The following is a 14,594-nucleotide window of genomic DNA, read 5'->3' as shown; positions in this document are numbered from 1 at the left end:
GCGCGGCGGCCCCACCTGGGCGGCCCCACCTAGGCGGCCCCACCTGGGCGGCCCACCGTCATTCTGGCGCTTAACCGGAGATCGCAATGACCTTGATACTCGTCTGGATCCTGAACGCAATTGCCCTGCTTGCCGTGGCCTACCTGCTTCCGGGTATCGCGGTGGCGAGCTTTGGCTCGGCCCTGATCGCCGCGCTGGTGCTGGGTCTGTTGAACATGCTGGTCAAGCCGGTGCTGGTGCTGCTGACGCTGCCCATCACGATCGTGACCCTGGGCCTGTTCCTGATCGTGCTCAACGCGCTGCTGTTCTGGCTGGCCGGTTCCATCCTGCGAGGCTTTCAGGTCAACGGCTTCTGGTGGGCCGTGGCGGGCGCCATTCTGTACAGCATCATTTCCGGGCTGCTTTCGCGCCTGATTCCCTGATTTCTTCTTCTGATGACCGCCTCAACTACCGCTGCACTGAGCCTGGAATTTTTCCCGCCGCGCGACATCGCCGCCCAAGAGCGCCTGGTGCGCGCGGCCAAGCAGATGCTGGCCATGCAGCCGCGCTATGTCAGCGTGACGTTCGGCGCGGGCGGCTCTACCCGCGCCGGCACGGCCGATACGGTGCGCATGCTGCAGAACCTGGGTTGCGATGCCGCGCCGCACCTGTCGTGTATTGGCGCCACGCGCGACAGCCTGCGCGACATACTCGCGGCGTACCGCGAACAGGGCGTGCGCCGCCTGGTGGCGCTGCGCGGCGACCTGCCCTCGGGCATGGGGGGCGACCCCGGAGAACTGCGCTACGCCGCCGACCTGGTTGCGTTCATCCGTGCGCAGACCGGCGACACGTTCCACATCGAAGTGGCCGCGTATCCCGAAATGCATCCGCAGGCCGCCAGCCCGTCGGTCGACCTGGATCACTTCGTGGCCAAGGTCAACGCCGGCGCCGACGCCGCCATTACACAGTACTTTTTCAACGCCGACGCGTACTTCGATTTTGTCGATCGTGCACAAGCCAAGGGCGTGAAGATACCCATCGTGCCGGGCATCATGCCCATTACCAACCACAACCAGCTGGTGCGATTCTCGGAAATGTGCGGCGCCGAGATCCCGCGCTGGATCCGGCTGCGGCTGGCCGAGTTCGGCGACGACAAGGCGTCCATCCGCGCCTTCGGCGTCGATGTGGTGGGCGAGCTGTGCCAGACGCTGCTCGACAACGGCGCGCCTGGCCTGCATTTCTATACCTTGAATCACGCCGAGGCTCCCCTGGCCATCTGGCGCGAACTCGACCTGCCCGCCTAACAGGCCATCCGGCCCGCCCCGAGTTGGGGGGCCCTGCGTCAAATGGCTATTTCTTTCGCGCCGCCCCCTGTGGGCGGCGTCGTCGTTCCTTGCCCTTGTACGTATCCATGGCCGATGCCATCCGGGATTTCCTGATTGCGCGGCACGGCCATATCGATATATAAATATCGCATTACAAGTTGTGTTATCGAATAGCGATATTAATGTCAAATACCGGTGCGGCCAGGCCACTACCCAAAACACTAGATGTGGCAGTCATTGGCGGGGGAATTATTGGTGTCAGCACCGCGTATGCGCTGGCGCGCGCGGGCGTGCGCGTGGGGGTATTCGAAAAGGGCCATATCGGGGGCGAGCAGTCGTCGCGCAACTGGGGCTGGGTGCGCACGCTGGGGCGCGACCCGGCCGAAGTGCCGCTGGCAATCCGCGCCAAGCAGTTGTGGGCCGATATCCAGGCGCAGGTCGATGTGGGGTTCCGGAACACCGGCGTGCTGTACCTGCAGGAGACCGATGCCGACAGGCAGCAGCACCAGGGCTGGCTGCAAAGCGTGAGGGACTATGGCGTAGACGCGACCCTGCTTGAGCGCGCGGCATTGTCATCGTTGATTCCCGCGTCGGCCCGGCAATGGTCGGGCGCCATGTACAGCGCCTCGGACGGCGTGGCAGAGCCGGCCATCGCCACGCAACGTATTGCCGACCTTGCCCGCCAGGCGGGCGCGCTGGTGCACGAAAACTGCGCGGTGCGGGGTGTGGAGCAAAGCGGCGGCAAGGTCAGCGCGGTGGTCACCGAGCACGGCGCGGTGGCGGTGCAGTCGGCGCTGCTGGCCGGAGGCGCATGGTCGCGGCTGTTCTGCGGAAATCTCGGCGTGGAGTTTCCCCAGCTCAAGGTGCGAGGGTCGGTGCTGCGCACCACGGCGCTGGACGCGGGCCCGTTGGCCGCCATCAACGGCAAGAATTTCACCTGCCGCAAGCGCGGCGACGGCGGCTACACCGTTTCGCAATTCGGCGCGTCCATGGCCGACCTGGTGCCCGACAGCTTCCGGCTGTTCGGCAGCTTTGTCAGGAGCTGGCTGCGCAACCGCGACTTTGTGCGCCTGCGCGTGGGCAAGCGGTTTTTCGAAGAACTGGCCGTGCCGCGGCGTTTCGCGCTGGACCAAGTGTCGCCGTTTGAAAGAACCCGCGTGCTGGATCCCGGGCCTTCGCAGGCCGGGTTGCGCCAGGCCTGGCAGAACGTCGTGCACGCCTTTCCGGAATTTGCCCAGGCGCGGGTGGCCCAGTCGTGGGCGGGCTACATCGACGTGACTCCCGACGCGCTGCCGGTGATGTCGGCCGTGGACGCTGTGCCGGGCCTCTACCTGGCGTCCGGATTCTCCGGGCACGGGTTCGGCATCGGCCCCGCCGCGGGCGAGGTGATGAAAGACCTGCTGTTGGGCAACCGGCCCGCTGTAGATATGGGCGCGTTCCGATTGGGGCGCTTTTTATAGCTTGCACAATGGGCTCGCGGCCCGCAACGATTGCATCAGGAGAGAATTCAATGAGCGCAACATCCGAAGCCCTGCACCGCAAGTCGGTCGTCATCGACGGGCTGGTGTTCTTCAGTGATGGAAATACACGCGACATGCTCGCAGGGGGCGTCAGCGCCATCAACCTTACCGTTACCGAGATGAGCGCGGGCTTCGAAGAAGCACTGCGCGACGCCATTACCTGGCGCGAGCGCGCGCTCGACCCGTCCGGGTCGTGGCTGCTCGTGCAACAGGCCGGCGATATCGCGCTGGCCAAGCAACAGGGCAAGCTGGGCCTCATCATGGGCTGGCAGAACGCCAAGCCCCTGGGAGACCAGGTCGACCGCGTCAAACTTTTCCATACGCTGGGCATCCGGGTCATCCAGCTTACCTACAACGAAGCCAACCTGATCGGCGATGGCTGCCTGGAAAAGCGCAACGCCGGCCTGTCGATGCTGGGCGTCGACATGGTGAAAGAGATGAATCGGGTTGGTATCGCCATCGACCTCAGCCACTGCGCCCCGCAAACCTGCCTGGACGCGGCCCGCCACAGCAGCAAGCCCGTGCTGCTGACGCACGCCAACGCCAATGCAGTGATCCAGCGTCCCCGCAACAAGTCCGACGATGTGATCCGCGCGGTGGCCGACACCGGAGGGGTTATCGGCTGCAGCATCCATGCCTACCTGCTTTGGCGGGGCCAGGCGGGGCAGCGTCCCACGCTGGAAGACTTCGTGGCCAATATCAAGCATATCGGCAACCTGGTGGGATACGAACACGTGGGTATCGGCACCGACTATCCGTCGGTCGATACGTACGAGGCGGTGCGTCACGTGATGGTGATGTCGCGCACCAAGTATGCCGCGTCGGGCGGCGATTTTTCCAGCGCCTTCGGCGATGTGATGGAAGCGCGGTATCCGGAAGAAATTCCCACGCCCGTGCAGTTTCCGCGCATCACGCAGGCGCTGGAAGAAGGCGGCCTGACTGCTGCGCAGATCGAAGGCGTGCTTGGCGGCAATTTCCAGCGCGTATTCGGCGAAATCTGGTCTGCGGCGCAATAACGGGCGGCCGCACAACAAGGGGAAAACCATGAAATACCTGTTTAAACGTATTGCGGCGCTGGTCGCCGCGTCGGCCGCCGTGGCTGCCGCGCCCGCGTTCGCGCAGGCCGATTATCCGTCGCGCCCGATCCGCCTTATCGTGCCGTACAACGCGGGCGGTTCCACCGACATGGTGGCGCGCCGCCTGGCCGAGCTTTCCGAGCCGATACTGGGCCAGTCGATCATTGTGGAAAACCGCGGCGGGGCCGGCGCCACGCTGAGCTCCAAGGCCATGGTGGGCGCCAGCCCCGATGGCCATACGCTGGCCGTGATCCTGAGCCCGACGTTGCGCATGCCGCACATCGCCGACGTGGGGTACGACCCGCTCAAGGACTTTACCTACATCGTCGCCCTGGCCGGCTACACGGTGGGCGCGGGCGTGCTGGCGGACTCGCCGTTCAAGACTTTCGACGACCTTGTCGCCTACGCCAAGGCCAACCCGGACAAGATCACCTACGGCACGGCCAGCGTGGGCAGTTTCTCGAACGTCATGATGGAAGAAACCGCGGCGCGCCATGGCATCAAATGGCGGCACATTCCGTTCAAGGGCGAATCCGAAGTGATTCCGGCAGTGGTGGGCGGTTTTGTCGACGTGTACGCCGGATCGACCACAGTGCTGCCCATGGTGAAGTCGGGCAAGATGCGCATGCTGGTGACCTGGGGCGCCCAGCGTGCGCCGCAGTTCCCCGATACGCCCACGCTGCAGGAAGTGGACGGCACGCCCCCGATCTACGCGCCCATGGGCATCATCGGCCCCAAGGGCATGGACCCGGCCGTGGTGAAGAAACTGCATGACGTGTTCAAGCAGGTGGCCGACACCAAGGAATTCCAGGACGCGCTGTTCCAGTTCGGCATGCAGGAAAGCTACATGAAGACCGAAGACTATGCCAGCTACGCCGCCGAGCAGTTCGAGCTCGAAGGCGAAATCGTCAAGAAGCTGGGCCTGGCGGAAAACGCCAAGAAGTAGCCGGCAGATTTCAGGGGGGAAGAAACACGGACCCGGCGCCGGGTCCGTGTACCGCCGCATCCATGCGGCTCTTCAACGCGGTGTCAATGATGCGCCAGGATGTTCACCAGCTTGCCGAAGGGGTCGCGCACATAAAAACGCCGCACGCCCCAAGGCTCGTCGGCCGGTCCGTATTCGATGTCAAAGCCGCCTGCCCGCATGCGGCGCAGGGCCTCGTCCACGTCGTCCACTTCGATGGAAAGGTCGGGCACCGGGGTGCCGGACCCGCCCTGCGTCGCCACGCTGAGCTGTACCGTCGCCTGGTGCGCCGTGCCGTAGGTCGCCAGCCAGCCGTGGTCCATCAGTACTTGCAGTCCCAGCGCTTCCTGGTAAAAGCGGCGGGCCGTGGCCATATCTGCGGTAGCAATATTGGGAACGATGCGCTTGACTTGCATAAAGGCCTCTTGATGCGTGCGCCCCGGTGGATGCGCTGGCGGCCCGGAATGAATGATTCCGGTACAACCTGTCCTTTATAAGTCACGAACGGCAATGAGCCAAACCAAGCGGGTCGCGGTCATCGGGGCGGGCATCGTCGGCCTGTCCGTGGCGCTCTGGCTGCAGCGGGCGGGCGTGCGCGATGTCATCCTGATAGACAAGGCGCCGCCCGGCGGCGGCGCATCGTTCGGCAATGCCGGCGTGATGGCCGACTACGCGCGCGTGCCGTTTGCCAATTGGGCGCAGTTCAAGCAGCTGCCCCGCGCGTTGCTCGACCGGTCCAGCCCGGTGGCGGTGCGTCGTCATTATTTGCCCCCGATGCTGCGCTATGCCGCGGGCTTTGCGCGAGCCTGCACGCCATCCCGGTTCCACGCCGGTTGCCGGGCCCTGGTCGCGTTGCAGCGCACGGCGGTGCAGGACACCACTACGCTGCTGCAGCACGCCGGCGCCACGTCGCTGGTGCGCGACAGCGGCGTGCTGGCGCTGAGTTCCAGCAGGGCCGGCCTGCAGCAGGCGTTGGCCGGGCATGTGGGGTTGCGTGAACGCCTGGGCGCACGCGCGGCGCGGCTAAGCGCGGCCGATGACATCGCGTTGACGCGGCCCGTGGCGTGGCTGGAAAGGTCCGTCTACCTGACCCCCATGCTGGGCGGCATACGCGTGGCGGGCGTGGCCGAGTTCGCGCAGCCCGACCACCCCGCCAGCGATGAACTGTTCGCCCTGCTCGAAGCAGACGCGGCGACCATGCTGGGCAGGCGCCCGACGGTCACGTCCAGGTGGGTGGGCGCGCGGCCATCTACGCCGGACTCGCTGCCCATCGTGGGTCGCGTGCCGTCCTGCAAGGCCGTGAGCCTGGCGCTGGGCCACGGACACCTGGGGCTCACGTTTGCAGCCGTCACGGCACGGCTGGTGGCCGAAAGCGTGGTGCGGGGTGACGATACGGCCGAAATGGCGCCCTTCTTGCCGGCGCGGTTTGCCTGAAGACGGCGGCGTCGCCGCCAGGCGCGGCAGACGGCTATTCGGGCTGCGATTGGCCCGGGTCCTGCGCGAGCACCTGCAAGGGCGGCGCTTCGCCCGCGCCGTCGTCAGGGGTCACGGCGTGCGGCTGGTACAGCCGGCCGGCCGCGGCCAGCGAATCCGAAGCCGGGGCTTCGGTCCATGCCGGATCGGCGATTTCGGCGAAAACCTGGCGCAGCCGCGCCCCCCAGGTCTTGCGTATCATGCGGAAGTACTCGTTGTCTTCGTCGATATGCGCAAAATGCGTCACGCGCAGCGCGCCGCTTTCATACACCAGCATGTCCAGCGGCAACCCCACCGAGATATTCGATCGCAGGGTCGAGTCCATGGAAATCAACAGGCACTTGGCGGCTTCGTCCAGCGGCGTGGCGGGGCGCAGCACGCGGTCGAGTATGGGCTTGCCGTACTTGGCCTCGCCGATCTGCACGTAGGGGCAATCGGTGCTGGCCTCGATGAAGTTGCCGGCCGAATAAACCTGGAACAGCCGGCAGCGTTCTGTGCCGATCTGGCCGCCGAAGATCAGGTTGATATTGAAGTCGACGCCATGGTCGTTCAGGGCTTCGGCATCGCGCTCGTACACGCGGCGCACCGCCATGCCCACCCGGCGCGCGGCTTCGTACATGTCGGGCGCCGACCATAGCGAGTCGGGGCTGCCGGCGTCCTGCTGGCCCAATGCATTGACGACCGCCTGGCTGATGGCCAGGTTGCCCGATGTGAGCAATGCCATGACGCGATCGCCGGCTTTCTGGAACACATTGAGCTTGCGGGCAACGCTGACTTGATCGACGCCCGCGTTGGTGCGCGAGTCGGACAGAAAAACCAGGCCCGCATCCAGGCGGGCGGCTACACAGTAGGTCATGGTCGTAGGGTGGGATACGGCTGGCGTATTGTAGGGCCAGACGGCCCGGGCGGGCTCAACCTGGCCCCATTTGCCGCGCCTATTGCTGTGCCGTCTGCACGTGTACCGATACGGTCATGGATTCTTCGCCGCCGCCGTGCCGCACGCCGCGCACGGGAGAGGCCGAATCGTAATCGCGCGCCACCGCCAGGCGGCAGTGGCAGTCGGACGCGAACTGGCGGTTCGTGATGTCGACGCTGGTCCATCCCAGGCCGTCCAGCCACACATCGGCCCAGGCGTGGCTGGCAGCATGCTCGGCCTCGGTGTACAGATATCCGCTGACGTAGCGTCCCGGCACGCCCAGGCCGCGCACGCAGGCCAGGAAAAGATGCGCATGGTCCTGGCACACGCCGTGGCCCAGGCGCAGCACCTGGCTGGCCGCCGTCGTCACGTCGGTCGTGCCGGGCTCGTACATGACCCTGTCGCAGATGGCGCTGGCCAGCTCCAGCACATCGGCCGGCGTGCGCAGCCCTTGCGGCAAGGCCGCGCGCGCGAAATCGCGAACCGTATCGTCGGCTTGCGTCAGCGCTGTCTGCACACAATAGGCATGCACGGGCAGGCGGTTTTCTTCCGGGCGCAGGCGGCCATCGGACAGCGGCGCGATCTCGACCTGGCCGGTCACGCACAGTTCGATGTGATCGTGCGGACGCCGCAGGGTGAGCATGTGCGTGATGTTGCCGTAGGCATCCACCTGCTGTTCCAGCGCGCCCGGCGCGTCGATGCGCCAGCGCAGCGTGCGCTGGTGCTCGTCGGTGCGCGGCGTCAGCCGCAGCGTCTGGATGCTGTAGCTTACCGGGGCGGTGTAGCGGTACTGGGTCACGTGTCGGATCAGATGCTTCATGCGTTGCTCCCTTTGCGCTAAGCCGCCAGCGACACGAGGAAATCCCGGCTGATGCGGTCGCCCAGGTCGTTGATACGCTCCAGAAAGCGTTCCAGGTACCGATGCAGGCCGCTGCGCAGAATGTCCTCGATCCGGCCGTAGCGCAGCTCCGCGTGCAGCAGGCCGGCCCGCCGTTCCGTTTCGGCCGACCACTGGTTCGACACCCGCGTCAGGTCTTCGGTCAGGGCCTGTACGGTGGCCAGCAGCGAACGCGGCATATCGGGGCGCAGGATCAGCAGTTCGGCGACGCGGTCGGGGGTCATGATGTCGCGATATACCTTGCGGTAGATCTCCAGCCCCGACAGTGAGCTCAGCAGCGCCGACCAGCGGTAGAACTCACTGGCGCGCGCGGGCGTGTCGCCATCTGCCTCGTGGAACTTCACATCGAGCAGGCGCGCGGTATTGTCGGCGCGCTCCAGGTTCATGCCCAGGCGCATGAAATACAGCGCTTCGTCTTCAAGCATGGTGCCGATGGTGACGCCGCGCGCGACGTGGGCGCGAAACTTCACCCACTCGAAGAACTTGGCCGGGTTGCGTTCCGGCAGCTGGTCCTGCAGGTGCCGCTGCAGTTCCAGCCAGGTGGCGTTGTAGGTTTCCCATACCTCGGTGGTCAGGCTGCCGCGCACGGCGCGCGCGTTTTCGCGGGCAGCATGCAGGCAGGCGTAGATCGACGACTGGTTGGACGGTTCGCGCACCATGTAATGCAGCACGTCCATCGGCGTAACGGCCGGGTAGCGGGCGTCGTAGCCGCTTTGCAGCTCCGAGATGCGCAGCACGGCGCTCCACAGGGTGTCGCCGGCCTGGTCGTCCTGCGGCAGCAGCGACATCTGCAGGTTCACATCAAGCATGCGCGCGGTGTTCTCGGCCCGCTCGATATAGCGGCACATCCAGAACAGGTGATCGGCAGTGCGGCTCAGCATGTCAGTCTCCCAGTACCCATGTGTCTTTGGTGCCGCCGCCCTGGCTGCTGTTGACCACCAGCGACCCTTCCACCAGGGCCACGCGGCACAGCCCGCCGGGTACGGTGCGGATATCTTTGCCGCACAGCACGTAGGGGCGCAGGTCGACATGGCGCGGCGCCACGCCGGATTCCACATAGGTGGGCACGGTGGACAGCGCGAGCGTGGGCTGCGCGATGTAGTTGGCCGGCTGGCTGCGCACGCGCTCCTTGAAGGCTTCGACCTGCGCGCGGGTCGAGCAGGGGCCGACCAGCATGCCGTAGCCGCCCGACCCGTGCACTTCCTTGACCACCAGCTCATGCATGTTGGCCAGCACGTGCGACAGTTCGTCCGGCCGCGAGCAGCGCCAGGTGGGCACGTTCGAAAGAATGGGATCTTCCTGCAGGTAAAAGCGGATCATGTCGGGCACGTACTGGTACGTGGACTTGTCGTCGGCGATGCCCGTGCCAATGGCGTTGGCCAGCGTCACGCGACCCGCCCGGTAGACCGACAGCAGGCCCGGCACGCCCAGTGCGGAATCGGCACGGAACGTCAGCGGATCGAGGAAGTCGTCGTCTACGCGCCGGTAGATGACGTCCACGCGGCGCGGCCCGTGCGTCGTGCGCATGTATACGGTGTTCTGGTCCACGAACAGGTCCTGGCCCTCGACCAGTTCCACCCCCATCTGCTGGGCCAGGAAGGCATGCTCGAAATAGGCCGAGTTGTACATGCCGGGCGTCAGCACCACTACCGTGGGGTTTTCTATGCCGCCCGGGGCCACTTCGCGCAGATTGTCCAGCAGCAGGTCGGGATAATGCGCCACCGGACTGACGTTGATGCGGCTGAAGGCCTCGGGCATCAGGCGCATCGACATCTTGCGGTTTTCGAGCATGTACGACACGCCCGAGGGCACGCGCAAGTTGTCTTCCAGCACATAGAACTCGCCCGCCCCGGCGCGCACGATGTCGATGCCGGCGATGTGGCAGTAGATGTCTTCGGCTACGTCCACGTCCTGCATCTCGGGACGGTACTGGGCGTTCAGGAACACCTGTTCGGCCGGAACGATGCCCGCCCGCACGATGTTGTGATCGTGGTAGATGTCGTGGATAAACAGGTTCAGCGCGCGAACCCGCTGCTTCAGGCCCGCCTGCAGGCGCTGCCATTCGGCGGCAGGGATAATGCGCGGAATCAGGTCGAACGGTATCAGGCGTTCGGTGCCGGCCTCGTCGCCCGCCACCGAGAAGGTAATGCCCACGCGCCGGAAGTTGAGGTCGGCCTCGATCTGGCGGGCGGCCATGGTTTCGGCGGGCTGCTGCCCCAGCCATTTTGCAAACGCACGGTAGTGTGGCCGCACCGCGCCGTCGGCGTCGACCATTTCATCGTATGCCGCACCGGGCGGCGGGGAAAACTGCATGGTTCCTCCTGCGTGCGATCGGGGCCGGGCGCGGTCCGGATGGAACACGCGGCCCGGGACGGGGGCGCGCCGCGCCCGGCCGCCGCAAGGCCTGCGTCCGTTTTAGCAGAAGGGCGTCGCTGCAGGTATACGGGATGATCCGCGGCAGGCGCCAGATTTTGCGCATGCCCGGCATGGGCAGGCATACGGCGTATGGCGGGCATGGTGCCGGCACGCGGGCACCCGCGTGCCGGCACCGGTCGGCTCAGCGTAACACGTACGATCCGAAGGTGCCCCCGGTGGGCGCATCCGGGCCCAGCACCGGGGGATGGGGCACCCAGCCATCGGGCGTCAGCACGGCATCAAGCCGCACGTCGTGTGCGGCGGGCCGGTAACCGACATCGAGCAGGCCTTCGTTCCAGGCCACGCCGATGGCGGTGTAGTCGTGGCCGGCATCGCGCAGGGCCGCCAGGGTGCGGTCGTAATAGCCGCCGCCGTAGCCCAGGCGGTCGGCCTGCGCGGTGTAGCCCAGGGTGGGCACCAGGATGACGTCCGGCTGCAGCACCGGGCGGTCGGCCGAAGGTTCCTGCACCTGGTATGGGCCCGGGCTGAGCGCGTCGCCCGGCGTCCAGGCGCGGAATTCGAGCGGTTCGCCCGCCGCGCGTATGGCGGGCAACGCCAGGGCGACGCCGGCCTGCGCCCATTGTTCGAGCAGCAGCCGCAGGTCGGGCTCGCCCTCGAGCGGCCAGAAAGCTGCTATGGTGGCAGGGCCCTGCTGGCCGCGCTTGGCTGCCTGTTCGCGCACGACGTTCAGCCACGTAAACAACCGGCCGCGCATCAGCAGGCCGCCCCGGCTGCGCTGTGCTTCGGGCAGCGCAGCGCGGGCTTGCCGCAATCGCGCGCGTAGCGCGACTGCGTTATTCTGTTCGGAATTTTGGATGTCCATGCGGGTCGCAATGCGTCAGTGGCTTGAATCAAGACCTTATCAGAAATCGGCACGGGCCGAGCCACGCGGTCGCCGGTGGCTGCCGGTGCTGGCGCTTTTTACGGCGGCGTGCACGTCAGTCGACGCGCAGCAGCCGCGCCCGGCTGCCCACGCGGCGCCCGCCGCCGCGCGCCCTGTCATTTCGGTGCCGCCCGCCAAGCTGGCGGGCCTGCCGCCCACGCCCCAGACCCCGTCCCTGCAGGCTGTGGTGGCGGCGCGCGAGGCCAACCAGCGCAAGCAATGGTCGGTGCTGGCCATGCTGGCCGAGCAGGCGCGCGGCGACCTGCTGGGCGTTTATCCGCAATACTGGCTGCTGAATTACAAGCTCTGGAACCCGCCCGGCAACGTTATGCCGCGAGACGAGGCCGCCCAATTCCTGCGCGAGCACGACGGCACCTATCTGGCCGAACGCCTGCGCGGCAGCTGGATACAGGCCGCGGTGCGGCGCGGCGATTTCGAAACCGCCCGTGAACTGGGCGACGTGGCCGATGCCCGTTCGCAAGTACAGTGCGCCATTCTCGAAGCCCGCCATCTGACGGGCCAGCGCGCCACCGCCAGGCAGGCGCTGGACGCCTTTACACCGGGGCGCGATTGCTGGAACCTGGCCGACCAGCTCGTGGCCGATGGCGTGCTGGGCTGGAAAGAACTGCAGCCGCTCTTGCGCGCCGCGGTCGAAACCGACCGCACGGCCGATGCGCGCAGGTTCGCCGACCTGCTGTTCGAACCCAGCGACCAGAAGGCGTTCGAAGCACTGCTGAAAAGCCCCATGAAATGGCTTACCCGGCAAGAGCGCAAGCGGGTGGGCCGCAACGAAAAAGAACTCGTCACGCTGGCGCTGGCCAGGCTGGCCCGCCAAGACCTGGACGTGGCCGATTCCTACCTGCGCCGCGAATGGGCCAATGCGCTCACCAAGTCTGACCTGGCATGGGTGCGCAGCCAGTATGCGCTCATTGCGGCGCTGAATCTCGACAGCCGCGCCGACGCCTGGTATCGCGAGGCCGGCAATACCGTCGAACTGACCGACTACAACGGCGCGTGGCGCGTGCGCTCGGCGCTGCGCCAGCCCAAAATCGACTGGCGCTGGGTCATCGATTCCATCAGGCACATGCCCGCCGCCCAGCAGGCCGAACCTGTCTGGGTGTACTGGAAGGCGCGCGGCGATGCGGCGCTGGGCCGTGAAACGCAGGCGCGGCAGGGCTACGAAAGCATCGCCGGCCAGTACAACTTCTATGGCCAGCTGGCCGCCGAAGAACTGGGCCGGGCCATTATGGTGCCGCCGCGCCCCGCCCCGGTTACCGACGCCGAAATGGCCGAAGCGCGCGCCAACGCCGGCCTGCAGCGCGCCGTGCACCTGTTCCGACTGGGCTGGCGTCCCGAGGCCGTGGGCGAATGGAATTTCGCCTTGCGCGGCATGTCCGACCGCCAACTGCTGGCGGCCGCAGAGCTGGCGCGGGCCGAAGACGTCTACGATCGAGTCATCAACACATCGGAACGCACACAGCAAGAAGTGGACTTTTCCCAGCGCTTCATCGCGCCCTTCGAAGGGCGGGTAACGGCGCAGGCCAACGCCATCTCTCTGGACCCCGCGTGGGTCTATGGCCTGATCCGCCAGGAATCGCGCTTTATCATGAATGCGCGCTCGCACGTGGGCGCATCGGGGCTGATGCAGCTGATGCCGGCCACCGCGAAGTGGGTGGCGCGCAAGATCGGCATGGCGGATTTCACGCCTTCCAGCGTCAATGATTTCGACACCAACACCATTCTGGGCACCAATTACCTGAACATCGTATTGACCGGCCTGGATGGGTCGCAGGTGCTGGCCAGCGCCGGCTATAACGCAGGGCCCGGCCGGCCGCGCAACTGGCGCGCCACCTTGTCGCACCCCGTAGAAGGCGCGATTTTCGCCGAGACCATCCCCTTCACAGAAACCCGCCTGTACGTGAAACACGTGCTGTCCAACGCCACGTACTACGCCGCCATGTTCACCGGCCAGCCCCAATCGCTCAAAGAACGGCTGGGCCGCATCGAGCCGCCCGCCGTGCGCCAGGCGGAGTTGCAGTGACGGCAAACCAGGCCTTTACGCCCGACCCCGATTGCAAGGGCTTGCAGGTGTATGTGGTGGGCGGCGCGGTGCGCGATGCGTTGCTGGGCCTGCCGGCCGGCGACCGCGACTGGGTCGTGGTGGGCGCCACGCCCGAAGACATGGCGCGGCGCGGGTTTATTCCGGTGGGCGGCGATTTCCCGGTGTTTTTGCATCCCCGCACCAAGGAGGAATACGCGCTGGCCCGCACAGAGCGCAAGTCTGGGCGCGGCTACAAAGGGTTCACCTTCTATACCGGGGCCGACGTCACGCTGGAGCAAGACCTGCGCCGGCGCGACCTGACCGTCAACGCCATCGCCCGCACGCCCCAGGGCCAGTTGCTGGACCCCCTCAATGGCTCGGCCGACATCCAGGCGCGCATATTGCGCCATGTGGGCGACGCCTTCGCCGAAGACCCCGTACGCATCCTGCGGCTGGCTCGCTTTGCAGCCCGCTTTGGCGACTTTGCCGTGGCGCCCGAGACGCTGGAGTTATGCCGCAGCATGGTGCAGGCCGGCGAGGCGGACGCCCTGGTGCCGGAACGTGTCTGGAAAGAAGTGTCGCGCGGCCTGATGGCCGCCACGCCGTCGCGCATGCTCGATGTACTGGAGCAGTCCGGCGCGCTCGCCCGCGTGATGCCGCAATTGCAGCATGTCAGCGTGGTGGCAAGCGACCTTGATCGCGCATCGGCGGCAAACCTGCCGTTGCCGGGCCGCTATGCGTTGCTGTGCCGCCTGACGCCCGAGCGCGATGAGCTGGGCCGCCGCCTGCGCGTGCCTGCCGAATGCGCCGACCAGGCGCGCCTGTTGCCGCGCGTGGCAGAACAGGCCGATGCCGGCGATACGGCCTCGCAGCTGGCGTTGATCGAGTCGTGCGATGCGTTGCGCAAGCCGGATCGGTTCGCGGCTTTACTGCGGGCCGCCGCAGTGGTGGCGCCCATCGACGAGCCAGCCTGGCTCCGCCGCGTTGACGCGGTGCGCCGCATTGACGCCGGCGCCATCGCCCGCCAGTGCGCGGGCGACCCGGCGCGCATCAAGCCGGCGTTGCAGCGGGCTCGCCTGGATGTCTTGGCGGGGCTATAGGCCC

Annotated in this window: 14 protein-coding genes; 8 read left to right on the top strand and 6 right to left on the bottom strand. The window is 66.6% G+C overall.

The window, feature by feature from the left end:
• Nucleotides 1-86: 86 nt before the first annotated feature.
• The 5 genes from CAL18_RS17400 (at nucleotide 87) to CAL18_RS17380 (ending at nucleotide 4,846) form a co-directional block, all read left to right on the top strand.
• A complete protein-coding gene (locus CAL18_RS17400) occupies nucleotides 87-422 on the top strand; it encodes a phage holin family protein (protein ID WP_026640728.1) in 336 nt (111 codons plus the stop codon).
• A gap of 12 nt (nucleotides 423-434) precedes the next feature.
• Entirely contained in the window at nucleotides 435-1,283 is an 849-nt protein-coding gene (gene metF / locus CAL18_RS17395; protein WP_026640727.1) for a methylenetetrahydrofolate reductase [NAD(P)H], read from the top strand.
• A gap of 248 nt (nucleotides 1,284-1,531) precedes the next feature.
• Nucleotides 1,532-2,764, top strand: coding sequence for an NAD(P)/FAD-dependent oxidoreductase (locus CAL18_RS17390; protein ID WP_432759147.1), 1,233 nt, complete (start codon nucleotides 1,532-1,534; stop codon nucleotides 2,762-2,764).
• Between the two features lie 50 nt (nucleotides 2,765-2,814).
• Entirely contained in the window at nucleotides 2,815-3,840 is a 1,026-nt protein-coding gene (locus tag CAL18_RS17385; RefSeq protein WP_249278433.1) for a dipeptidase, read from the top strand.
• 28 nt (nucleotides 3,841-3,868) lie between these two features.
• The gene (locus CAL18_RS17380; RefSeq protein WP_026640724.1) at nucleotides 3,869-4,846 is read left to right on the top strand and encodes a tripartite tricarboxylate transporter substrate binding protein; all 978 of its coding nucleotides are present in this window, start codon (nucleotides 3,869-3,871) and stop codon (nucleotides 4,844-4,846) included.
• Nucleotides 4,847-4,929: 83 nt separating this feature from the next.
• Here CAL18_RS17380 and CAL18_RS17375 read toward each other — a convergent pair whose 3' ends face one another.
• A complete protein-coding gene (locus CAL18_RS17375) occupies nucleotides 4,930-5,280 on the bottom strand; it encodes a glyoxalase superfamily protein (protein ID WP_026640723.1) in 351 nt (116 codons plus the stop codon).
• Between the two features lie 94 nt (nucleotides 5,281-5,374).
• Between CAL18_RS17375 and CAL18_RS17370 the strand changes: the two genes are divergently transcribed.
• Nucleotides 5,375-6,298, top strand: a complete 924-nt coding sequence (locus tag CAL18_RS17370; protein WP_170940386.1) for an NAD(P)/FAD-dependent oxidoreductase — start codon at nucleotides 5,375-5,377, stop codon at nucleotides 6,296-6,298.
• A 34-nt stretch (nucleotides 6,299-6,332) separates the two neighbouring features.
• Here CAL18_RS17370 and CAL18_RS17365 read toward each other — a convergent pair whose 3' ends face one another.
• From CAL18_RS17365 to CAL18_RS17345, 5 genes are all read right to left on the bottom strand, one after another.
• The gene (locus tag CAL18_RS17365; protein WP_026640721.1) at nucleotides 6,333-7,193 is read right to left on the bottom strand and encodes a proteasome-type protease; all 861 of its coding nucleotides are present in this window, start codon (nucleotides 7,191-7,193) and stop codon (nucleotides 6,333-6,335) included.
• 79 nt (nucleotides 7,194-7,272) lie between these two features.
• Complete coding sequence (locus CAL18_RS17360) at nucleotides 7,273-8,073, bottom strand: transglutaminase family protein (protein WP_026640720.1); 801 nt, start codon at nucleotides 8,071-8,073, stop codon at nucleotides 7,273-7,275.
• 17 nt (nucleotides 8,074-8,090) lie between these two features.
• The gene (locus CAL18_RS17355) at nucleotides 8,091-9,032 is read right to left on the bottom strand and encodes an alpha-E domain-containing protein (RefSeq protein WP_026640719.1); all 942 of its coding nucleotides are present in this window, start codon (nucleotides 9,030-9,032) and stop codon (nucleotides 8,091-8,093) included.
• 1 nt (nucleotide 9,033) lies between these two features.
• The gene (locus CAL18_RS17350) at nucleotides 9,034-10,464 is read right to left on the bottom strand and encodes a circularly permuted type 2 ATP-grasp protein (RefSeq protein ID WP_026640718.1); all 1,431 of its coding nucleotides are present in this window, start codon (nucleotides 10,462-10,464) and stop codon (nucleotides 9,034-9,036) included.
• A 244-nt stretch (nucleotides 10,465-10,708) separates the two neighbouring features.
• Nucleotides 10,709-11,389, bottom strand: coding sequence for a 5-formyltetrahydrofolate cyclo-ligase (locus tag CAL18_RS17345; RefSeq protein WP_094818405.1), 681 nt, complete (start codon nucleotides 11,387-11,389; stop codon nucleotides 10,709-10,711).
• Nucleotides 11,390-11,399: 10 nt separating this feature from the next.
• On the opposite strand from CAL18_RS17345, the gene CAL18_RS17340 reads away from it, so the two are divergent.
• Nucleotides 11,400-13,490: a lytic transglycosylase domain-containing protein gene (locus tag CAL18_RS17340; RefSeq protein ID WP_026640716.1), complete on the top strand. Its 2,091-nt coding sequence runs from the start codon at nucleotides 11,400-11,402 to the stop codon at nucleotides 13,488-13,490.
• The gene (locus tag CAL18_RS17335) at nucleotides 13,487-14,590 is read left to right on the top strand and encodes a tRNA CCA-pyrophosphorylase (protein WP_051423856.1); all 1,104 of its coding nucleotides are present in this window, start codon (nucleotides 13,487-13,489) and stop codon (nucleotides 14,588-14,590) included. The genes CAL18_RS17340 and CAL18_RS17335 overlap by 4 nt, the downstream gene beginning before the upstream one ends.
• Nucleotides 14,591-14,594 lie beyond the last annotated feature (4 nt).

Origin of the sequence: Bordetella genomosp. 7 (assembly GCF_002261415.1) — a bacterium.
In the GTDB taxonomy this organism is placed as follows: Bacteria; Pseudomonadota; Gammaproteobacteria; order Burkholderiales; family Burkholderiaceae_B; genus Bordetella_A.
This window is presented reverse-complemented; position numbering and strand designations above follow the sequence as displayed.

Coding starts and splice junctions, on each gene's coding strand:
- CAL18_RS17400 (WP_026640728.1), top strand. CDS start 87: ATGACCTTGATACTCGTCTGGATCCTGAACGCAATTGCCCTGCTTGCC.
- metF (WP_026640727.1), top strand. CDS start 435: ATGACCGCCTCAACTACCGCTGCACTGAGCCTGGAATTTTTCCCGCCG.
- CAL18_RS17385 (WP_249278433.1), top strand. CDS start 2,815: ATGAGCGCAACATCCGAAGCCCTGCACCGCAAGTCGGTCGTCATCGAC.
- CAL18_RS17380 (WP_026640724.1), top strand. CDS start 3,869: ATGAAATACCTGTTTAAACGTATTGCGGCGCTGGTCGCCGCGTCGGCC.
- CAL18_RS17375 (WP_026640723.1), bottom strand. CDS start 5,280: ATGCAAGTCAAGCGCATCGTTCCCAATATTGCTACCGCAGATATGGCC.
- CAL18_RS17370 (WP_170940386.1), top strand. CDS start 5,375: ATGAGCCAAACCAAGCGGGTCGCGGTCATCGGGGCGGGCATCGTCGGC.
- CAL18_RS17365 (WP_026640721.1), bottom strand. CDS start 7,193: ATGACCTACTGTGTAGCCGCCCGCCTGGATGCGGGCCTGGTTTTTCTG.
- CAL18_RS17360 (WP_026640720.1), bottom strand. CDS start 8,073: ATGAAGCATCTGATCCGACACGTGACCCAGTACCGCTACACCGCCCCG.
- CAL18_RS17355 (WP_026640719.1), bottom strand. CDS start 9,032: ATGCTGAGCCGCACTGCCGATCACCTGTTCTGGATGTGCCGCTATATC.
- CAL18_RS17350 (WP_026640718.1), bottom strand. CDS start 10,464: ATGCAGTTTTCCCCGCCGCCCGGTGCGGCATACGATGAAATGGTCGAC.
- CAL18_RS17345 (WP_094818405.1), bottom strand. CDS start 11,389: ATGGACATCCAAAATTCCGAACAGAATAACGCAGTCGCGCTACGCGCG.
- CAL18_RS17340 (WP_026640716.1), top strand. CDS start 11,400: ATGCGTCAGTGGCTTGAATCAAGACCTTATCAGAAATCGGCACGGGCC.